Below are 16,737 nucleotides of genomic sequence, written 5' to 3' on the forward strand. Positions count from 1 at the left end.
TATCAGGGCTCGGGGCCGCACCGGGGGAGCGTTTCCGGTTGATCACCCTCCGCTCCCCGGAAGACCGGGCCCGGGCCGGCCCGCCGGGACTCAGGCCCCCGGCATCCGGCCCAGCTGGACCAGCGACGTCCCCCGCCGCCGCGAGGAGAAGTACGCCCGGCCCGGCGGCATCGGCCGCGGGCGCACGGTGCCGATCAGGTCGCCCTCGGACGGGTCGCCCGAGAGCACCACGCCCTGCGCGCCCAGCTCCTTGATGCGCTGCATGAACGGCTCGTACAGCGACCGCGAGGCGCCCGCGGAGTTGCGCGCGATGATGAACCGGACACCCGTGTCCCGGGCGAACGGCAGGTACTCCACCAGCGGCGCCAGCGGATTGCCCTGGCTCGTCGCCACCAGGTCGAAGTCGTCGATGATGATGAACACGTCCGGACCCGTCCACCAGCTGCGGTCCCGCAGCTGCTGCGGGGTGACGTCCTCCGGCGGCTGCCGCCGGGCGAACACGCCGCCCAGCGCCTCCATGTGCATCTGCAGGGAGCTCGCCATCGGCGCGTACTCCAGCAGGTGCTCCTCCGACAGCTCCCCCAGCAGGGTGCGCCGGTAGTCGCCGACGACCAGCCGGGCCTGGTCCGGGGCGTACCGGTGCGCGATCTGCTGCGCGATGAGCCGCAGCAGGTTCGTCTTGCCCGACTCGCTCTCGCCGAAGACGAGGAGGAACGGGTCCGTCTCGAAGTCGACGAACACCGGCTCCAGGTTCGTCTCGTCGATGCCGATCGCGATGCCGCGCTCCGGGAACTCCCCGCCGCCCGGCAGCTGGTCCGCGTGCAGCAGCCGCGGCAGCAGCCGCACGCCCGGAGCCGCCGGCCCCGACCAGTTCTGCTTCACCGCCGACACGAACGCGGCCGTCGCGTCCGACAGCTCCGCCACGTCGTGCGAGCCGTCGATCCGCGGCAGCGCCCCCAGGAAGTGCAGCTTCTCCGGCACCTGCCCGCGCCCCGGCATGCCCGTCGGGACGTTCGCCGCGACCTTGCGGTCGAACTCGGAGTCCATGACGTCACCGAGCCGCAGCTCCAGCCGGCCCAGCATCTGGTCCTTCAGCGCGGCCCGCACCTCCATGTAGCGCGCCGCCGTGATCACCACGTGGATGCCGTAGCCCAGACCGCGCGACGCGATCTCCGTGACCACCTGCTCCAGGCCCTCGTACTCGCTCCGGAAGCCGCCCCAGCCGTCGATGACCAGGAACACGTCGCCCCACGCCTCGCCGGGCAGCTCACCCGCCGCCCGCTTGCGCCGGTAGGTGCCGATCGAGTCGATCCCGTGCGCCCGGAAGAACTCCTCGCGGCGGTTCAGGATGCCGCCCACCTCGGCGACGGTGCGCCGCACCCGCTCCGGGTCCAGGCGCGAGGCGATCCCGCCGACGTGCGGCAGCTCCGCCACCGACGACATACCGCCACCGCCGAAGTCCAGCCCGTAGAACTGCACCTCGCGCGGGGTGTGCGTCAGCGCGAACGACGAGATCAGGGTCCGCATCAGCGTCGACTTGCCCGACTGCGGACCGCCGACCACCATCATGTGGCCCGCCGCACCAGAGAAGTCCCGGTACAGCACCTCGCGCCGCTGCTCGAACGGCTTGTCGATGAGCCCGAGCGGCACCACCAGCCCGCCCGGCCGCGTGTACCCCTCCGCGTGCAGTCCGCGCTCCGCCGAGGCCGCCAGCGCCGGCAGCAGCTGGTCCAGCGCCGGCGCCTGGTCCAGCGGCGGCAGCCACACCTGGTGCGCCGGGACCCCCTGCCCCTCCAGCCGGGACACGATCACGTCCAGCACGGTGTCCGCGAGCGCGTCGTCCTCCCGGCCGGCCTGCGCCGCCAGGTACGCCGGGTCCGGGGCCGCGTACACCACCGGCACCGGCACGGCCGTGAACAGCGCGGGCCGCCGCTCCACCGGGAACTGCCCCACCGACAGCTCCCGCCCGCCCGAGCGGTACGTACCCGAGACGTACGCCGCCTTGAAGCGCACCATCTCGTCCGTACCGAACTTCAGGTAGCCCGAACCGGGCACCGACGGCAGGTGGTACGCGTCCGGCACGCCGATCGCCGTGCGCGACTCCGCCGCCGAGAAGGTCCGCAGACCGATCCGGTACGACAGGTACGTGTCCAGCCCGCGCAGCTTGCCCTCCTCCAGGCGCTGCGAGGCCAGCAGCAGGTGCACGCCCAGCGAGCGGCCGATGCGGCCGATCTGGATGAACATGTCGATGAAGTCGGGCTTCGCGGTCAGCAGCTCGCTGAACTCGTCGATGACCAGGACCAGCGAGGCCAGCGGCTCCAGCGGGGCACCCGCCGCGCGCGCCTTCTCGTAGTCGTGGATGTTCGCGTAGTTGCCCGCCGCGCGCAGCAGCTCCTGACGGCGCTGCAGCTCGCCGCGGATCGAGTCGCCCATGCGGTCCACGAGCGTCAGGTCGTCCGCCAGGTTGGTGATGACCGCCGCGACGTGCGGCATCTGCCCCATGCCGGTGAACGTCGCACCGCCCTTGAAGTCCGCGAGGACGAAGTTCAGCGTTTCCGAGGTGTGCGTCACCGCCAGGCCCAGCACCAGCGTGCGCAGCAGCTCCGACTTGCCCGAACCCGTCGCGCCCACGCACAGCCCGTGCGGGCCCATGCCCTCCTGCGCGGCCTCCTTCAGGTCCAGCATCACCGGCGAGCCGTCCTCGCCGACACCGATCGGCACGCGCAGCCGCTCACCGGCCGACCGCGGGCGCCAGGTCCGGGCCACGTCGATCGACGCCGCATCGCCCAGGTTCAGCAGGTCCGTGAAGTCCAGGTTGGCCAGCAGCGGCTCGTCGTCGTCACCGCCGCCCGTGCGCAGCGGCGCCAGCTGCCGGGCGAGCGCTTCCGCCGCCGGCAGCGACAGGCTGTCCGGCACGCCCTCGTACGCGACCCCGCCGCCCGACTCCAGGCGCAGCCTCCCCGGCCGCGCCACGACCGACAGCCCGCCGCGCGGCTCGTCCAGCTCGCCCGCGATCACCTCGACGATCGTCACGCCCTGCAGCCCCTCGGCCGCCGCGAACGCCGACTCGGCCGGCACCAGCCCGCCGCGGGAGTTGGCGTCCAGGACGACGACCAGGTGCGGCTGGTCCAGCACCGGGGACGTGTCCCGGCTGAACCGCGGCCGCCCCTCCAGCCGGGGCGCCAGCAGCGCCTCCACCTCGGTCAGGTCGTCGCCGAACAGCCGCTTGCTGCCCGCCCCGTCGACCTGCCCCGGCACCTGGGTGTGCGGCAGCCACTTCACCCAGTCCCACGCGTCCACCGCGCCCGGCGCGGCCACCACGGCCACCGCCAGGTCGTCGGGGGAGTGCAGCGTCGCCAGCTGCGCCACCACCGCCCGGGCCGCACCGCGCGCCGACTCCGGCTCCCCGGACACCGTCACGTGGTAGAACGCCCGCAGCGACACCGCCACCGGCAGCCCGTCCAGCGAGGAGTGCACCTTCAGGAACCGCTGCATCGCGCCCGCCGTCAGCGGCTCCAGCTCGTCGACCGGCGCCGTGTCCGGCGCCACCAGCGGCGTCGCCAGCCGCTGCACGCCCAGCCCCAGCCGGGCCTGCCCGAAGTCCGCGTCGCCCATGCGCCGTTCCCACAGCCGCGAGCCCTCGGCCACCACCGACCACAGCTGCTCGGGAGCCGGGTGCAGGTACAGCTGCGCGTCGCGCTGCGCCCGCGCGGTCCTGCGCACCTGACGGCGCGTCTGCGCGAGGTACTTGAGGTAGTCCCTGCGCACATCGGCCATTTGCCCCTGCGTACCGCGCCGGTGGCGGACCAGCTGGGCGATGACCATGGCCACGGTCGACACCAGCATCAGGACGCCCATGATGCGCATGAACGGCGCGGCACCCGGCATGAAGAAGAAGACGACCGAAGAACCCATGCCCAGCATCGGCAGGAGCTGCATCAGCATGCCCTCCTGCTGCCCCCGGGGAAGTTCCGGCGGAGCCTCAAGCCTCAGTTCGTCCGCGGGGACTTCGGGCGGCAGGGACCGCGGCGGGCGTTTGACGACGATCTGACTCACCGGAGCATCAATCCCTCGAAAACGGACCGGACGCTGCTGCTGCGCCCCAAGTCGCGGGCGCGAAAGGGCTCTCCCCGCGCGACGGCGATCCTACTTGCCGACTGTCACACATACTCCCGGTAGGGTGGCCCGCGCAGCATGCGCATCCGCGAATCACGAGACGGCCGCGGAGCGCACCCGCTCCGCCAACCAGGGGGTCCCACAGGTGAGTACGGCCGCAGCGACGGGCTTCTGCAGGGTCACCGTCGTGGCTCCTGACAGCCGCATCGACGTCGCCCTCCCCGAGGACATCGCCGTCGCCGACGTCTACCCCGAGCTGCTCCGCCTCACCGGCCAGACCCAGCCCGTCGGCGCGCCCACCGGTTACCACCTCGTCCGCCGCGACGGCACCGTCCTCGACGGCGCGCGCACCCTCGCCGCCCAGCAGGTCCTCGACGGCGAGGTGCTCAGCCTCCGCCCGTTCGCCGAGTCGCTGCCGCCCGCCGTCTTCGACGACGTCGCCGACGCCGTGGCCTCCGCCGTCGTCCGCGACCGCCACCTGTGGAGCGACGACATGCTGCGCGGCGCGGGCCTGGCCGGCACCGCCGTCCTGCTCCTCCTGCTCGGCTTCGTCCTCTGGTACGCCGACCCCGTCCGGCACGACATGCACGGCCTGCCCGGCATCATCGCCGGCGCCGTCGGCCTCCTGCTGACCGCCGCCGCCGGCGTCCGCGCCCGCGTCTACCGCGACCGCGGCTCCGCCGTCGCCCTCGGCCTCGGCGCCCTGCCCCAGCTGCTGATCGCCGGCTCCGGCATCATCGCCCCCGCCGCCGGCCACGGCCCCGGCCGCCTGCAGTTCCTCCTCGGCTGCGCCTGCGTCCTGATCGCCTCCGTCGCCCTCGTCGCGCTCACCCCGAACGGCGACGCCCCCTTCGTCGCGGCCACCTTCCTCGCCGCCACCGGCACCCTGGCCACCTTCCTCGCCATCGTCACCGAGGCCTCCGCCACGGCCACCGCCGCCGGCTGCGCCCCCGTCGCCATCGGCCTCGTCGCCTTCCTGCCCGGCCTGTCCGCCCGCTTCGCCCGGCTGCCCATCGGCTACGCCGCCCCGCAGAGCGCCGTCGAGGTCTACGAGACTCCGGAGCGCTACGAGACCGAGCCGTACGGCGACCCCGCCGCCGGCCCCGACCAGGGCGAGGCCGGCACCCCGCTCGACGCCGACGCCATCGCCACCCAGGCCCGCCGCGGCCACGAGATGCTGCTCGGCCTCGTCGCCGGCTGCGCCGCGGTCGCCGTCGGCTCCGCCGCCGTCCTCGGCTTCTCCGACAACACCTGGGGCCGGCTCCTGGCCCTGGCCACCGGGCTGGCCATGCTGCTGCGCGCCCGGCTCTTCCGCTACACCTCCCAGGTCGTGTGCGCCCTGGCCGCAGGCCTGGCCGCCGTCGCCCTGCTGATCCTGGGCCTGGCCCTGCGCCCGCCCGCCGACCTGCTCGTGGAGCTCATCCGCTACCACGACCGCAGCGGCCTGGACCTCCGTACGATCTGGCTGTCCGCCGCGGTCGCCGCCGGCGCCGCCCTCCTCGCCGGAATTGCGCTGGTCATACCCCGCAAGGGTCTGTCACCCTTCTGGGGGCGGCTGCTCGACCTCACCGAGGCGGCCGTCCTGCTCAGCCTCGTCCCGCTGGCCCTGGCCGTCCTCGACGTCTACTCCCGGGCCCGCTCGCTCACCGGCTGAGGCACGCCGCTACGGCGGCCTGGTACGCTGTGTGACGGCCGTTTGTGTACGCGGCCCCGGAGCCCTCCGGGGACTGCGCCCAGCGGACCCGCCACCCGAGTCACAGAAGCCCCAGAGACGACGACCTGAGGCACTCGGTGGCCACGAATCACCCAAAAGGAGTAAACGTGTCGCTCGACGCCGCCACGAAGAAGCAGATCATGGCCGAGTTCGGTACCAAGGAGGGCGACACCGGCTCCCCCGAGGTCCAGGTCGCGATGCTCTCCCGCCGTATCTCGGACCTGACCGAGCACCTGAAGGCCCACAAGCACGACCACCACTCCCGCCGTGGTCTGCTGATCCTCGTCGGCCAGCGCCGCCGCCTGCTGCAGTACCTGGCCAAGAAGGACATCCAGCGCTTCCGTACGCTGGTCGACCGCCTCGGCATCCGCCGCGGTGCGGCCGGCGCCAAGTAAGACGCTGAAAAAGGGAGCGGTTCCCACGATGAGGGGGACCGCTCCCTTTGCCGTACGTGCCGTGCGCCCGCTCTGCGTGCGGGACGTACCGGACGCTTTGTAGTCTGGACGCACGTGCGCGTCGCACTGCGGTGCACAACTGAAGAGGGAGGAGCGCCCTCCTACGCCGCCGGTCCTCGGTAGTGGTACCCGGAAATGCCCCACGGGCGCCGAACCGGGTACTTCGATCGAAGACCGGCCCGCACGCAAGGAGCGCTTCTCCAGCCGTCCGCCGCCACACGGGCCGCGGACGGAGACGACGAAAATGGAGAAAACGCTAGTGGAGAACGAGACCCACTACGCCGAGGCCGTCATTGACAACGGTTCCTACGGCACCCGCACGATCCGCTTCGAGACGGGCCGTCTGGCCCGCCAGGCCGCCGGCTCCGCCGTCGCCTACCTGGACGACGACACGATGGTGCTGTCCGCCACCACCGCGTCGAAGAAGCCCAAGGACCAGCTCGACTTCTTCCCCCTGACGGTCGACGTCGAGGAGCGGCAGTACGCGGCCGGCAAGATCCCCGGCTCCTTCTTCCGCCGCGAGGGCCGCCCCTCCGAGGACGCGATCCTCACCTGCCGCCTGATCGACCGCCCGCTGCGCCCGTCCTTCAAGAAGGGCCTGCGCAACGAGATCCAGGTCGTCGCCACCGTCATGGCGCTGAACCCGGACCACCTGTACGACGTCATCGCGATCAACGCCGCGTCCGCGTCCACCCAGCTCGCCGGCCTGCCCTTCTCCGGCCCGATCGGCGGCGTCCGCGTCGCGCTGATCAAGGGCCAGTGGGTCGCCTTCCCGACGCACTCCGAGCTCGAGGACGCCGTCTTCGACATGGTCGTCGCCGGCCGCGTCCTGGAGGACGGCGACGTCGCGATCATGATGGTCGAGGCCGAGGCCACCGAGCAGACCATCACCCTCGTCAAGGGCGGCGCCGAGGCGCCGACCGAGGAGGTCGTGGCCGCCGGTCTCGAGGCCGCGAAGCCGTTCATCAAGGTCCTGTGCAAGGCCCAGTCGGACCTCGCCGCCAAGGCCGCCAAGCCCGAGGGCGAGTTCCCGGTCTTCCTGGACTACGAGGACGACGTCTTCGCCGCCCTGGAGCAGGCCGTCCGCGGCGAGCTGGCCCAGGCCCTGACCATCGCCGGCAAGCAGGAGCGCGAGACCGAGCTGGACCGCGTCAAGGAGCTCGCCGCCGAGAAGCTCCTCCCGGCCTTCGAGGGCCGCGAGAAGGAGATCTCCGCCGCCTACCGCAGCCTGACCAAGGCCCTGGTCCGCGAGCGCGTCATCAAGGACAAGGTCCGCATCGACGGCCGCGGCGTCACGGACATCCGTACGCTGGCCGCCGAGGTCGAGGCCATCCCGCGCGTGCACGGCTCGGCCCTGTTCGAGCGTGGCGAGACCCAGATCCTGGGCGTCACCACCCTCAACATGCTCCGCATGGAGCAGCAGCTGGACACCCTCTCCCCGGTGACCCGCAAGCGCTACATGCACAACTACAACTTCCCGCCGTACTCCGTCGGCGAGACCGGCCGCGTGGGCTCCCCCAAGCGCCGCGAGATCGGCCACGGCGCCCTCGCCGAGCGCGCCATCGTCCCGGTCCTGCCGAGCCGCGAGGACTTCCCGTACGCGATCCGCCAGGTGTCCGAGGCCCTCGGCTCCAACGGTTCGACGTCCATGGGCTCCGTCTGCGCCTCCACCATGTCGCTGCTGAACGCCGGTGTGCCGCTCAAGGCCCCCGTCGCCGGTATCGCCATGGGCCTGATCTCCCAGGAGATCGACGGCAAGACCCACTACGTCGCCCTCACCGACATCCTCGGTGCGGAGGACGCCTTCGGCGACATGGACTTCAAGGTCGCCGGCACCAAGGAGTTCGTGACCGCCCTCCAGCTCGACACCAAGCTGGACGGCATCCCGGCCTCCGTCCTGGCCGCGGCCCTCAAGCAGGCCCGCGACGCCCGCCTCCACATCCTCGACGTGATGATGGAAGCGATCGACACGCCGGACGAGATGTCCCCGAACGCCCCGCGGATCATCACCGTCAAGATCCCCGTGGACAAGATCGGCGAGGTCATCGGCCCCAAGGGCAAGATGATCAACCAGATCCAGGAGGACACCGGCGCCGAGATCACGATCGAGGACGACGGCACCATCTACATCGGTGCCGCCGACGGCCCGGCCGCCGAGGCCGCCCGCGCCACGATCAACTCGATCGCCAACCCGACCATGCCGGAGGTCGGCGAGCGCTACCTGGGCACGGTCGTCAAGACCACCACCTTCGGTGCCTTCGTCTCCCTGCTCCCGGGCAAGGACGGCCTGCTGCACATCTCGCAGATCCGCAAGCTCGCCGGCGGCAAGCGCGTGGAGAACGTCGAGGACGTGCTCGCGGTCGGCGCCAAGGTCCAGGTCGAGATCGCCGAGATCGACCAGCGCGGCAAGCTCTCCCTGATCCCCGTGATCGAGGGCGAGGACGCCGCCGACGCCGACAAGGACGACTCCGACAAGTGACGTCGCGTAGTTCCCGTGTGACGGCCCGCCCCTCTTCGGAGGGGCGGGCCGTCGCCCGTACCCAAACCCTCCTCAAGGGCGAGAACGGCATCGGCACCGTCCGGCGCACCGTCCTCCCCGGCGGACTGCGCATCGTCACCGAGACGCTGCCCTCCGTACGCTCCGCCACCTTCGGCATCTGGGCGCACGTCGGCTCCCGCGACGAGACGCCCTCGCTCAACGGCGCCACGCACTACCTCGAGCACCTCCTCTTCAAGGGCACCGGCAAGCGCAGCGCCCTCGACATCTCCTCCGCGATCGACGCGGTCGGCGGCGAGATGAACGCCTTCACGGCGAAGGAGTACACCTGCTACTACGCACGGGTACTCGACACCGACCTGCCGCTGGCGATCGACGTCGTCTGCGACATGCTCACCGGCTCGCTGATCCGCGAGGAGGACGTCGACGCCGAGCGCGGCGTCATCCTCGAAGAGATCGCGATGACCGAGGACGACCCGGGCGACTGCGTGCACGACCTGTTCGCGCACACCATGTTCGGCGACTCCCCGCTGGGCCGCCCCGTCCTCGGCACCGTCGACACGATCAACGGCCTCGGCGCCGACCGGATCCACCGCTTCTACCGGAAGCACTACGACCCCACCCACCTGGTCGTGGCCGCCGCCGGCAACGTCGACCACGCCAAGGTCGTGCGCCAGGTCCGCGCCGCCTTCGAGAAGGCCGGCGCCCTCGGCCGCACCGACGCCCAGCCGATCGGCCCGCGCGGCGGCACCAAGCGGATCCGCACCTCCGGCCGCGTCGACCTGGTCGGCCGCAAGACCGAGCAGGCCCACGTCGTCCTCGGCATGCCGGGCCTCGCCCGCACCGACGAGCGCCGCTGGGCTTTGGGCGTGCTGAACACCGCCCTCGGCGGCGGCATGTCCTCCCGGCTCTTCCAGGAGGTCCGGGAGAAGCGCGGCCTGGCCTACAGCGTGTACTCGTACACCTCCGGCTTCGCCGACACCGGCCTGTTCGGCGTGTACGCGGGCTGCCGCCCCAGCCAGGTCCACGACGTGCTGCGGATCTGCCGCGGCGAGCTGGAGAAGGTCGTCGCGGAGGGCCTCACGGACGAGGAGATCAAGCGGGCCGTCGGCCAGCTGTCCGGCTCCACCGTCCTCGGCCTGGAGGACACCGGCGCGATCATGAACCGGATCGGCAAGAGCGAGCTGTGCTGGGGCGACCAGATGTCGGTCGACGACATGCTGGCCCGGATCGCGGCCGTGACCCCGGACGACGTCCGCTCGGTGGCCCAGGACGTCCTGGCCCAGCGGCCGTCGCTCGCGGTGATGGGCCCGCTGAAGGAGAAGCAGGCCGCCCGCCTCGACGAGGCGGTGGCCTGAGCCATGCGCGGCAGGGGAGACGGCCGGCCGCCCTTCGGGGACGGCCGGCCGCCGCCCCGCCCGCACCCCCGGCGGCCTGGCCGCCACGACCAGTGGAAGCGAAGGAAGTACGCATGAGCAGCAAGCTGCGTGTCGCGGTACTCGGTGCCCAGGGGCGCATCGGATCCGAAGCCGTCCGGGCCGTCGAGGCCGCCGAGGACATGGAGCTGGTCGCCGCGCTCGGCCGCGGGGACAAGCTGGAGACGCTGGCCGAGACCGGCGCCCAGGTCGCCGTCGAGCTGACCACCCCCGCGTCCGTCATGGGCAACCTCGACTTCTGCATCCGCCACGGCATCCACGCCGTCGTCGGCACCACCGGCTGGACCGAGGACCGCCTCGGCCAGCTGCGGGGCTGGCTCGCCGGATCCCCCGAGACCGGTGTGCTCATCGCCCCGAACTTCTCCATCGGCGCCGTCCTCACCATGAAGTTCGCCGCCCAGGCCGCCCGCTACTTCGAGTCCGTCGAGGTCGTGGAGCTGCACCACCCGAACAAGGTCGACGCCCCCTCCGGCACGGCCACCCGCACCGCCCAGCTCATCGCGGCCGCCCGCGCCGAGGCCGGCTGCGCCCCGCAGCCCGACGCCACCGCCACCGCCCTGGACGGCGCCCGCGGTGCGGACGTCGACGGCGTCCCGGTGCACGCGATCCGCCTGCGCGGCTTGCTGGCCCACCAGGAGGTGCTGCTCGGCGGCGAGGGCGAGACCCTGACCATCCGTCACGACTCCCTGCACCACAGCAGCTTCATGCCGGGCATCCTGCTCGGCGTGCGGCGCGTGGTGCAGACCCCGGGCCTCACCTTCGGCCTGGAAAACTTCCTCGACCTCGGCTGACGATCAGGCAGTATCACCCATGCGCGCGAAGATCACCTACTTCATCACGGCCGCCGTCCTGGTCGTCTACTTCGTCCTGGTCGGCAGCCGGGGCCTGTTGCTGATCAGGCAGGGCACCTGGCTGACGGTCGCCTTCGGCACGGCCGTGCTGATCCTGCCGGTCATCGGCGTCTGGTTCCTGTGGAAGAACACCCGGTTCGTCACCCGGGCCAACCAGCTCGCCGCCGAGCTGGAGGCCGAGGGCGGGCTGCCCGTCGACGAGCTGGAGCGGGACCAGTACGGGCGGATCCTGCGGGACTCCGCCGACGAGGTCTTCACGCGCCGCAAGGCCGAGACCGAGGACGCGCCGGGGGACTGGCGCAGCTGGTTCCGCCTGGCGGTCGCCTACCACGACGCCCGCGACACCCCGCGGGCGCGCAAGGCCATGCAGCGGGCCATCGCCCTGCACGACAAGAAGCCCGTACAGGTCTGATCCCCGTACGGGCTTCCCGTGCGCGCCGCGCAGCCTCAGGCGGCGGCGCGCACCGTCCGGAACTCGTCGGCCCAGGCCTCGACCGTGTCGGCGGCCCGGTCGAAGGCCTCGGACCGGGACAGGAAGTCGGGGTTGTGGTCGGTCAGCAGCGCCGGCAGCTCCACACCGTTCCGGCAGGCCGCCGTCAGGGCCTGGCCCTGCACCGTCCTCGGCAGCCCCAGCCAGCGCACGGGCTGCTGCACCGTGCGGATCTCCGTGATGTCGTCCCAGGCGACCGAGCGGGCGCCGAAGAACCCGACCCGGCGCAGCCCCGAACGGCTCACCCACACGCCCGTCATCAGCATCCGCACCGCGGTGCCGACGACGCTGAGCGCGGCCGCGAGGCAGACGGCCGCCCCGGCCCAGGTGCCCGCGAAGGCGATGATCATCGTGGCGAGCAGCATGAACGCGGCGAGCAGGAGCAGCAGCGCGGAGCCTGCCACGCGCCAGGGCCCGGGCCGGTAGGGGCGGCGCCAGCGGTCGTGGTCGTCGTGGGCGAGGGGGACGTCTTCCTCTTGCGCGTCGAACGCGCCGTCGGCCGTCAGGAAGGGCAGGGGCACGGCTGGACCTCACTCACATGCACGTTCGGTTGGGCTTGTCCGTGAGGCTACCGCCCGTCGGAGGCCTGCGACTGCTGCGACGTGGCGGGCGCCGAGTGGGGCTGCAGTGCGGGAACGCCGAAGAGCAGGGAGCCGACGAGCCCCGCCACCACGGTCAGACCGACCAGAGTACGGGCGGCCAACTGCGTCTTGCCCAGGCGCTCGCGCGGCGGCGGGGCGACGTTGCTGCGGAAGCGGTCGGCCTCGGCGACGAAGGCGAACGGGACGGGCTCGCGCCGGGAGGTGCCCAGCGGGAGCTGGGGGAGGGGCATGGGGCGGCTCTCCTCACGGTCGGGGCCCCGGTGCGGGGCGGCGGGGGGACAGGGGGGTGCTACCGGTATGGACGTACGAGCCGCCCGATTGGTGCCGGAATTCGGGACAACGGGGAAGATTCCATGGCGGTCCGTCAGCCCCGGGGGCGACCGGCCGCCGCGGGGGGACGTGCAAGGAGCGCCGTCACGGGCGCCGTAGAGTGGGCGCGCCCCCTGTAGGTCGTCCGGAAGGATCCCCGGTGAGCGAGTCCGCCGCCCCCGCCCTGAAACCCGTCTTCCGCAGTGATGTGACGGTGGAACTGGTCAAGCACACCGCCGCCGATTCGGACGTGCTGTGGGCCGCCCGGGTCTCGACGGCCGGTGAGATGTCGCTCGACGAGCTGCAGAAGGACCCGGAGCGCTCCAAGGGCCTCATCAACTACCTGATGCGGGACCGCCACGGCAGCCCCTTCGAGCACAACTCGATGACCTTCTTCATCAGCGCCCCGATCTTCGTGTTCCGCGAGTTCATGCGGCACCGGGTCGGCTGGTCGTACAACGAGGAGTCGGGCCGCTACCGGGAGCTCCAGCCGGTGTTCTACGTCCCGGACGCGGAGCGCAAGCTGGTCCAGGAGGGCCGTCCGGGCAAGTACGTCTTCGTCGAGGGCACCGAGGCCCAGCTGGAGCTCACCGGCCGGATCATGGAGGACTCGTACCGCCAGGCCTACGAGTCCTACCAGGAGATGCTGGCGGCGGGCGTGGCCCGCGAGGTGGCCCGCTCGGTCCTGCCGGTCGGCCTGTTCTCCTCGATGTACGCCACCTGCAACGCCCGCTCGCTGATGCACTTCCTGGGGCTGCGCACCCAGCACGAGCTCGCGCAGGTGCCGTCCTTCCCGCAGCGGGAGATCGAGATGGTGGGCGAGAAGATGGAGCAGCACTGGGCCAGGCTGATGCCGCTCACGTACGCCGCCTTCAACGCGAACGGCCGCGTCGCCCCGTAAACGGGGAGGGCGGCGGAAGGCCCGGCAAACACCCATGCGCCTGATCCGCACAGATGTACGGAACCAAGTCCGAAGTGTCCGTATTGCGGCGTTTCGTAAAGTTCATCTAGGCTGATCAAACGGACCCGGCACTGCTTGAACCCCCGAGCAGGCAGTGCCGGGCTCCAAGGCCCCTCCCGGCCGCCGCGGGAAGGCGCACCTGCGTTGACGTCCCCCGAGGGGTCACCGTGGGCGTGGCAGCGAGCAGCGAGTAGCGTGTTACCCATGGCTCCGATCTCGACTCCGCAGACCCCCTTCGGGCGGGTCCTCACCGCCATGATCACGCCGTTCACGGCGGATGGCGCACTCGACCTCGACGGCGCGCAGCGGCTCGCCGCCCACCTGGTGGACGCAGGCAACGACGGCCTGATCGTCAACGGGACCACCGGCGAGTCCCCGACCACCACCGACGCGGAGAAAAGCGAGCTCGTACGAGCCGTCCTGGAAGCGGTCGGCGACCGCGCCCACGTCGTCGCCGGCATCGGCACCAACGACACCCGCCACACCCTGGAGCTCGCCCGCCAGGCCGAGCGCGCCGGCGCACACGGCCTGCTGGCCGTGACCCCGTACTACAACAAGCCGCCGCAGGAGGGCCTCTACCGGCACTTCACGGCCGTCGCCGACGCCACCGGGCTCCCGGTGATGCTGTACGACATCCCCGGCCGCAGCGGTGTCCCGATCAACACCGAGACCCTGGTCCGCCTGGCCGAGCACCCGCGCATCGTGGCCAACAAGGACGCCAAGGGCGACCTCGGCCGCGCCAGCTGGGCCATCGCCCAGAGCGGCCTCGCCTGGTACTCCGGCGACGACATGCTGAACCTGCCGCTGCTGTCCGTCGGCGCCGTCGGCTTCGTCTCCGTCGTCGGCCACGTGGTCGCCCCCGAGCTGCGCGCCATGCTGGACGCCTACCTCGACGGCGACGTCCAGAAGGCCACCGAGATCCACCAGAAGCTGCTCCCGGTCTTCACCGGCATGTTCCGCACGCAGGGCGTGATCACCACGAAGGGCGCCCTGAACCTCCAGGGCCTGCCCGCGGGCCCGCTGCGGCTCCCGCTGGTCGAGCTGACCCCCGAGGAGACCGCCCAGCTCAAGATCGATCTTGCTGCCGGCGGGGTACAGCTCTGACAACAGACTTCACAACTGAATAGCAAGAACCGAACCAGACACATGCAAGTGCACGAATGCACGACTGACATGCGCGCCACGTGCCGGACGAGGCACGTGGCGCGCATGGTGAGGAGAGACTTTTGAGCCATCCGCACCCTGAGCTCGGCGCGCCGCCGAAGCTTCCCAAGGGCGGCCTGCGGGTCACCCCGCTGGGCGGCCTGGGCGAGATCGGCCGCAACATGACCGTCTTCGAGTTCGACGGCCGACTGCTGATCGTCGACTGCGGCGTGCTCTTCCCCGAGGAGGAGCAGCCGGGCATCGACCTGATCCTGCCGGACTTCACGTCGATCCGGGACCGGCTCGACGATGTCGAGGGCATCGTTCTCACGCACGGTCACGAGGACCACATCGGCGCCGTCCCCTACCTCCTCCGGGAGAAGCCGGACATCCCGCTGATCGGCTCGAAGCTGACGCTGGCCCTCATCGAGGCGAAGCTCCAGGAGCACCGCATCCGCCCCTACACCCTTGAGGTGAAGGAGGGCGACCGGGAGAACCTGGGCGTCTTCGACTGCGAGTTCATCGCGGTCAACCACTCCATCCCGGACGCGCTGGCGGTCGCCATCCGCACGCCCGCGGGCCTGGTCGTCGCCACCGGCGACTTCAAGATGGACCAGCTCCCGATGGACAACCGGCTGACGGACCTGCACGCGTTCGCCCGGCTGAGCGAGGAGGGCATCGACCTCCTCCTGTCGGACTCGACGAACGCCGAGGTCCCGGGCTTCGTCCCGCCGGAGCGCGACATCTCGAACGTGATCCGCGGCGTCTTCGCCGGCGCGCAGCGGCGGATCATCGTGGCGAGCTTCGCCAGCCACGTCCACCGCATCCAGCAGATCCTGGACGCGGCGCACGAGTACGGGCGCCGGGTGGCCTTCGTGGGACGCTCGATGGTCCGCAACATGGGCATCGCCCGTGACCTGGGGTACCTGCGGGTCCCGCCGGGTCTCGTCGTGGACGTGAAGACCCTCGACGACCTGCCGGACGACGAGGTCGTGCTGGTCTGCACGGGCTCCCAGGGCGAGCCCATGGCGGCCCTGTCCCGCATGGCGAACCGGGACCACCAGATCCGGATCGTCCCCGGCGACACCGTGATCCTGGCGTCGTCGCTGATCCCGGGCAACGAGAACGCGGTCTACCGCGTGATCAACGGCCTGACCCGCTGGGGCGCCAACGTCGTGCACAAGGGCAACGCCAAGGTGCACGTCTCCGGCCACGCGTCCGCGGGCGAGCTGCTGTACTTCTACAACATCTGCAAGCCGCGGAACCTCATGCCGGTCCACGGCGAGTGGCGCCACCTGCGGGCGAACGCCGAGCTCGGCGCGATGACGGGTGTCCCGAAGGACCGCATCGTCATCGCCGAGGACGGCGTCGTCGTCGACCTCATCGACGGCAAGGCCCGCATCTCCGGCAAGGTCCAGGCCGGCTACGTGTACGTGGACGGCCTCTCGGTCGGCGACGTCACGGAGACCTCCCTCAAGGACCGCCGGATCCTCGGCGAGGAGGGCATCATCTCGGTCTACGTCGTGGTGGACAGCACCACGGGCAAGGTCGTGAGCGGCCCGAACATCCAGGCCCGCGGCTCCGGCATCGAGGACTCCGCGTTCACGGCGGTCCTGCCGAAGATCGAGGAGGCCATCGCCCGGGCGGCCGCCGACGGCGTCGCGGAGCCGCACCAGATCCAGCAGCTCATCCGCCGGACGATGGGCAAGTGGGTCTCCGACGGCTACCGCCGCCGGCCGATGATCCTCCCGGTCGTCGTGGAGGTCTGAGACCCGGCATAGCCGTGTCACCGGAGCGGGGCAACCGGATTTGCATCGGGGGCCCCGCTCCAGTACGTTTACGGCTCCACCTCGCACCGAACCCGGGCACACTCCTGTGCCCGGACTCGTCGTGCGAGCGGGTGGTAATCGGAACCCAGGAATACCTGATACGGTCTGATCCGCCCGAAAGGGAAAGGCCCTCCAACGGCCACTGAATTCAAATCCGGACCGGAAACGGCGCGGAAGAGAATCTGGTAAGGTTGGAATCGCCGGAAAGGGAAAACGCGAAAGCGAAGAACCCGGAAAGTGAAGCGCGAAACACTCTGATAGAGTGGGAAACGCAAGAACGAAAGCCCGGAGGAAAGCCCGAGAGGGTGAGTACAAAGGAAGCGTCCGTTCCTTG

The 16,737-nt window shown here is 71.3% G+C and carries 12 protein-coding genes; 9 read left to right on the plus strand and 3 right to left on the minus strand.

The annotated features are described in order from the left end of the window. Positions 1–90: 90 nt before the first annotated feature. Positions 91–4,056 carry a type VII secretion protein EccCa gene (gene eccCa, locus ACIQUT_RS27370; protein WP_403566498.1) on the minus strand — a complete coding sequence of 1,322 codons (3,966 nt, stop codon included), beginning with the start codon at positions 4,054–4,056 and terminating at the stop codon, positions 91–93. Between the two features lie 205 nt (positions 4,057–4,261). Here eccCa and eccD point away from each other — a divergent pair, with 205 nt between their 5' ends. The 6 genes from eccD (at position 4,262) to ACIQUT_RS27400 (ending at position 11,481) form a co-directional block, all read left to right on the plus strand. Further along, complete coding sequence (gene eccD / locus ACIQUT_RS27375; protein WP_403566500.1) at positions 4,262–5,770, plus strand: type VII secretion integral membrane protein EccD; 1,509 nt, start codon at positions 4,262–4,264, stop codon at positions 5,768–5,770. A 167-nt stretch (positions 5,771–5,937) separates the two neighbouring features. Next, positions 5,938–6,225, plus strand: coding sequence for a 30S ribosomal protein S15 (gene rpsO / locus ACIQUT_RS27380; RefSeq protein ID WP_179173034.1), 288 nt, complete (start codon positions 5,938–5,940; stop codon positions 6,223–6,225). A 319-nt stretch (positions 6,226–6,544) separates the two neighbouring features. Further along, on the plus strand, positions 6,545–8,764 hold the full coding sequence (locus ACIQUT_RS27385; RefSeq protein ID WP_403566523.1) for a polyribonucleotide nucleotidyltransferase: 2,220 nt from the start codon (positions 6,545–6,547) through the stop codon (positions 8,762–8,764). Further along, the gene (locus ACIQUT_RS27390; RefSeq protein ID WP_403566502.1) at positions 8,761–10,140 is read left to right on the plus strand and encodes a M16 family metallopeptidase; all 1,380 of its coding nucleotides are present in this window, start codon (positions 8,761–8,763) and stop codon (positions 10,138–10,140) included. Before ACIQUT_RS27385 ends, ACIQUT_RS27390 begins: the two co-directional genes overlap by 4 nt. Before the next feature lie 113 nt (positions 10,141–10,253). Beyond that, positions 10,254–11,009 carry a 4-hydroxy-tetrahydrodipicolinate reductase gene (gene dapB, locus ACIQUT_RS27395; protein WP_403566503.1) on the plus strand — a complete coding sequence of 252 codons (756 nt, stop codon included), beginning with the start codon at positions 10,254–10,256 and terminating at the stop codon, positions 11,007–11,009. A gap of 19 nt (positions 11,010–11,028) precedes the next feature. Next, on the plus strand, positions 11,029–11,481 hold the full coding sequence (locus tag ACIQUT_RS27400; protein ID WP_403566505.1) for a hypothetical protein: 453 nt from the start codon (positions 11,029–11,031) through the stop codon (positions 11,479–11,481). A gap of 35 nt (positions 11,482–11,516) precedes the next feature. Here the strand turns inward: ACIQUT_RS27400 and ACIQUT_RS27405 are convergent, their stop codons facing one another. Together ACIQUT_RS27405 and ACIQUT_RS27410 are read right to left on the minus strand one after the other, a co-directional pair. Beyond that, entirely contained in the window at positions 11,517–12,080 is a 564-nt protein-coding gene (locus ACIQUT_RS27405; RefSeq protein ID WP_403566507.1) for a PH domain-containing protein, read from the minus strand. Positions 12,081–12,127: 47 nt separating this feature from the next. Further along, a complete protein-coding gene (locus ACIQUT_RS27410; RefSeq protein ID WP_403566509.1) occupies positions 12,128–12,391 on the minus strand; it encodes a hypothetical protein in 264 nt (87 codons plus the stop codon). 239 nt (positions 12,392–12,630) lie between these two features. Here ACIQUT_RS27410 and thyX point away from each other — a divergent pair, with 239 nt between their 5' ends. The 3 genes from thyX (at position 12,631) to ACIQUT_RS27425 (ending at position 16,343) form a co-directional block, all read left to right on the plus strand. Next, positions 12,631–13,371, plus strand: a complete 741-nt coding sequence (thyX, locus tag ACIQUT_RS27415) for an FAD-dependent thymidylate synthase (protein ID WP_403566510.1) — start codon at positions 12,631–12,633, stop codon at positions 13,369–13,371. Positions 13,372–13,635: 264 nt separating this feature from the next. Beyond that, positions 13,636–14,535, plus strand: a complete 900-nt coding sequence (gene dapA, locus ACIQUT_RS27420; RefSeq protein WP_403566512.1) for a 4-hydroxy-tetrahydrodipicolinate synthase — start codon at positions 13,636–13,638, stop codon at positions 14,533–14,535. A 122-nt stretch (positions 14,536–14,657) separates the two neighbouring features. Then, positions 14,658–16,343, plus strand: coding sequence for a ribonuclease J (locus ACIQUT_RS27425; protein ID WP_403566514.1), 1,686 nt, complete (start codon positions 14,658–14,660; stop codon positions 16,341–16,343). The last annotated feature ends 394 nt before the right edge of the window (positions 16,344–16,737 follow it).

Origin of the sequence: Streptomyces sp. NPDC090445 (assembly GCF_044769385.1) — a bacterium.
In the GTDB taxonomy this organism is placed as follows: Bacteria; Actinomycetota; Actinomycetes; order Streptomycetales; family Streptomycetaceae; genus Streptomyces.

What these genes read in the sequence shown, in the direction of transcription:
- ACIQUT_RS27410 (WP_403566509.1), bottom strand. Translation starts at nt 12,391, where the DNA reads ATGCCCCTCCCCCAGCTCCCGCTGGGCACCTCCCGGCGCGAGCCCGTC.
- ACIQUT_RS27400 (WP_403566505.1), top strand. Translation starts at nt 11,029, where the DNA reads ATGCGCGCGAAGATCACCTACTTCATCACGGCCGCCGTCCTGGTCGTC.
- dapA (WP_403566512.1), top strand. Translation starts at nt 13,636, where the DNA reads ATGGCTCCGATCTCGACTCCGCAGACCCCCTTCGGGCGGGTCCTCACC.
- dapB (WP_403566503.1), top strand. Translation starts at nt 10,254, where the DNA reads ATGAGCAGCAAGCTGCGTGTCGCGGTACTCGGTGCCCAGGGGCGCATC.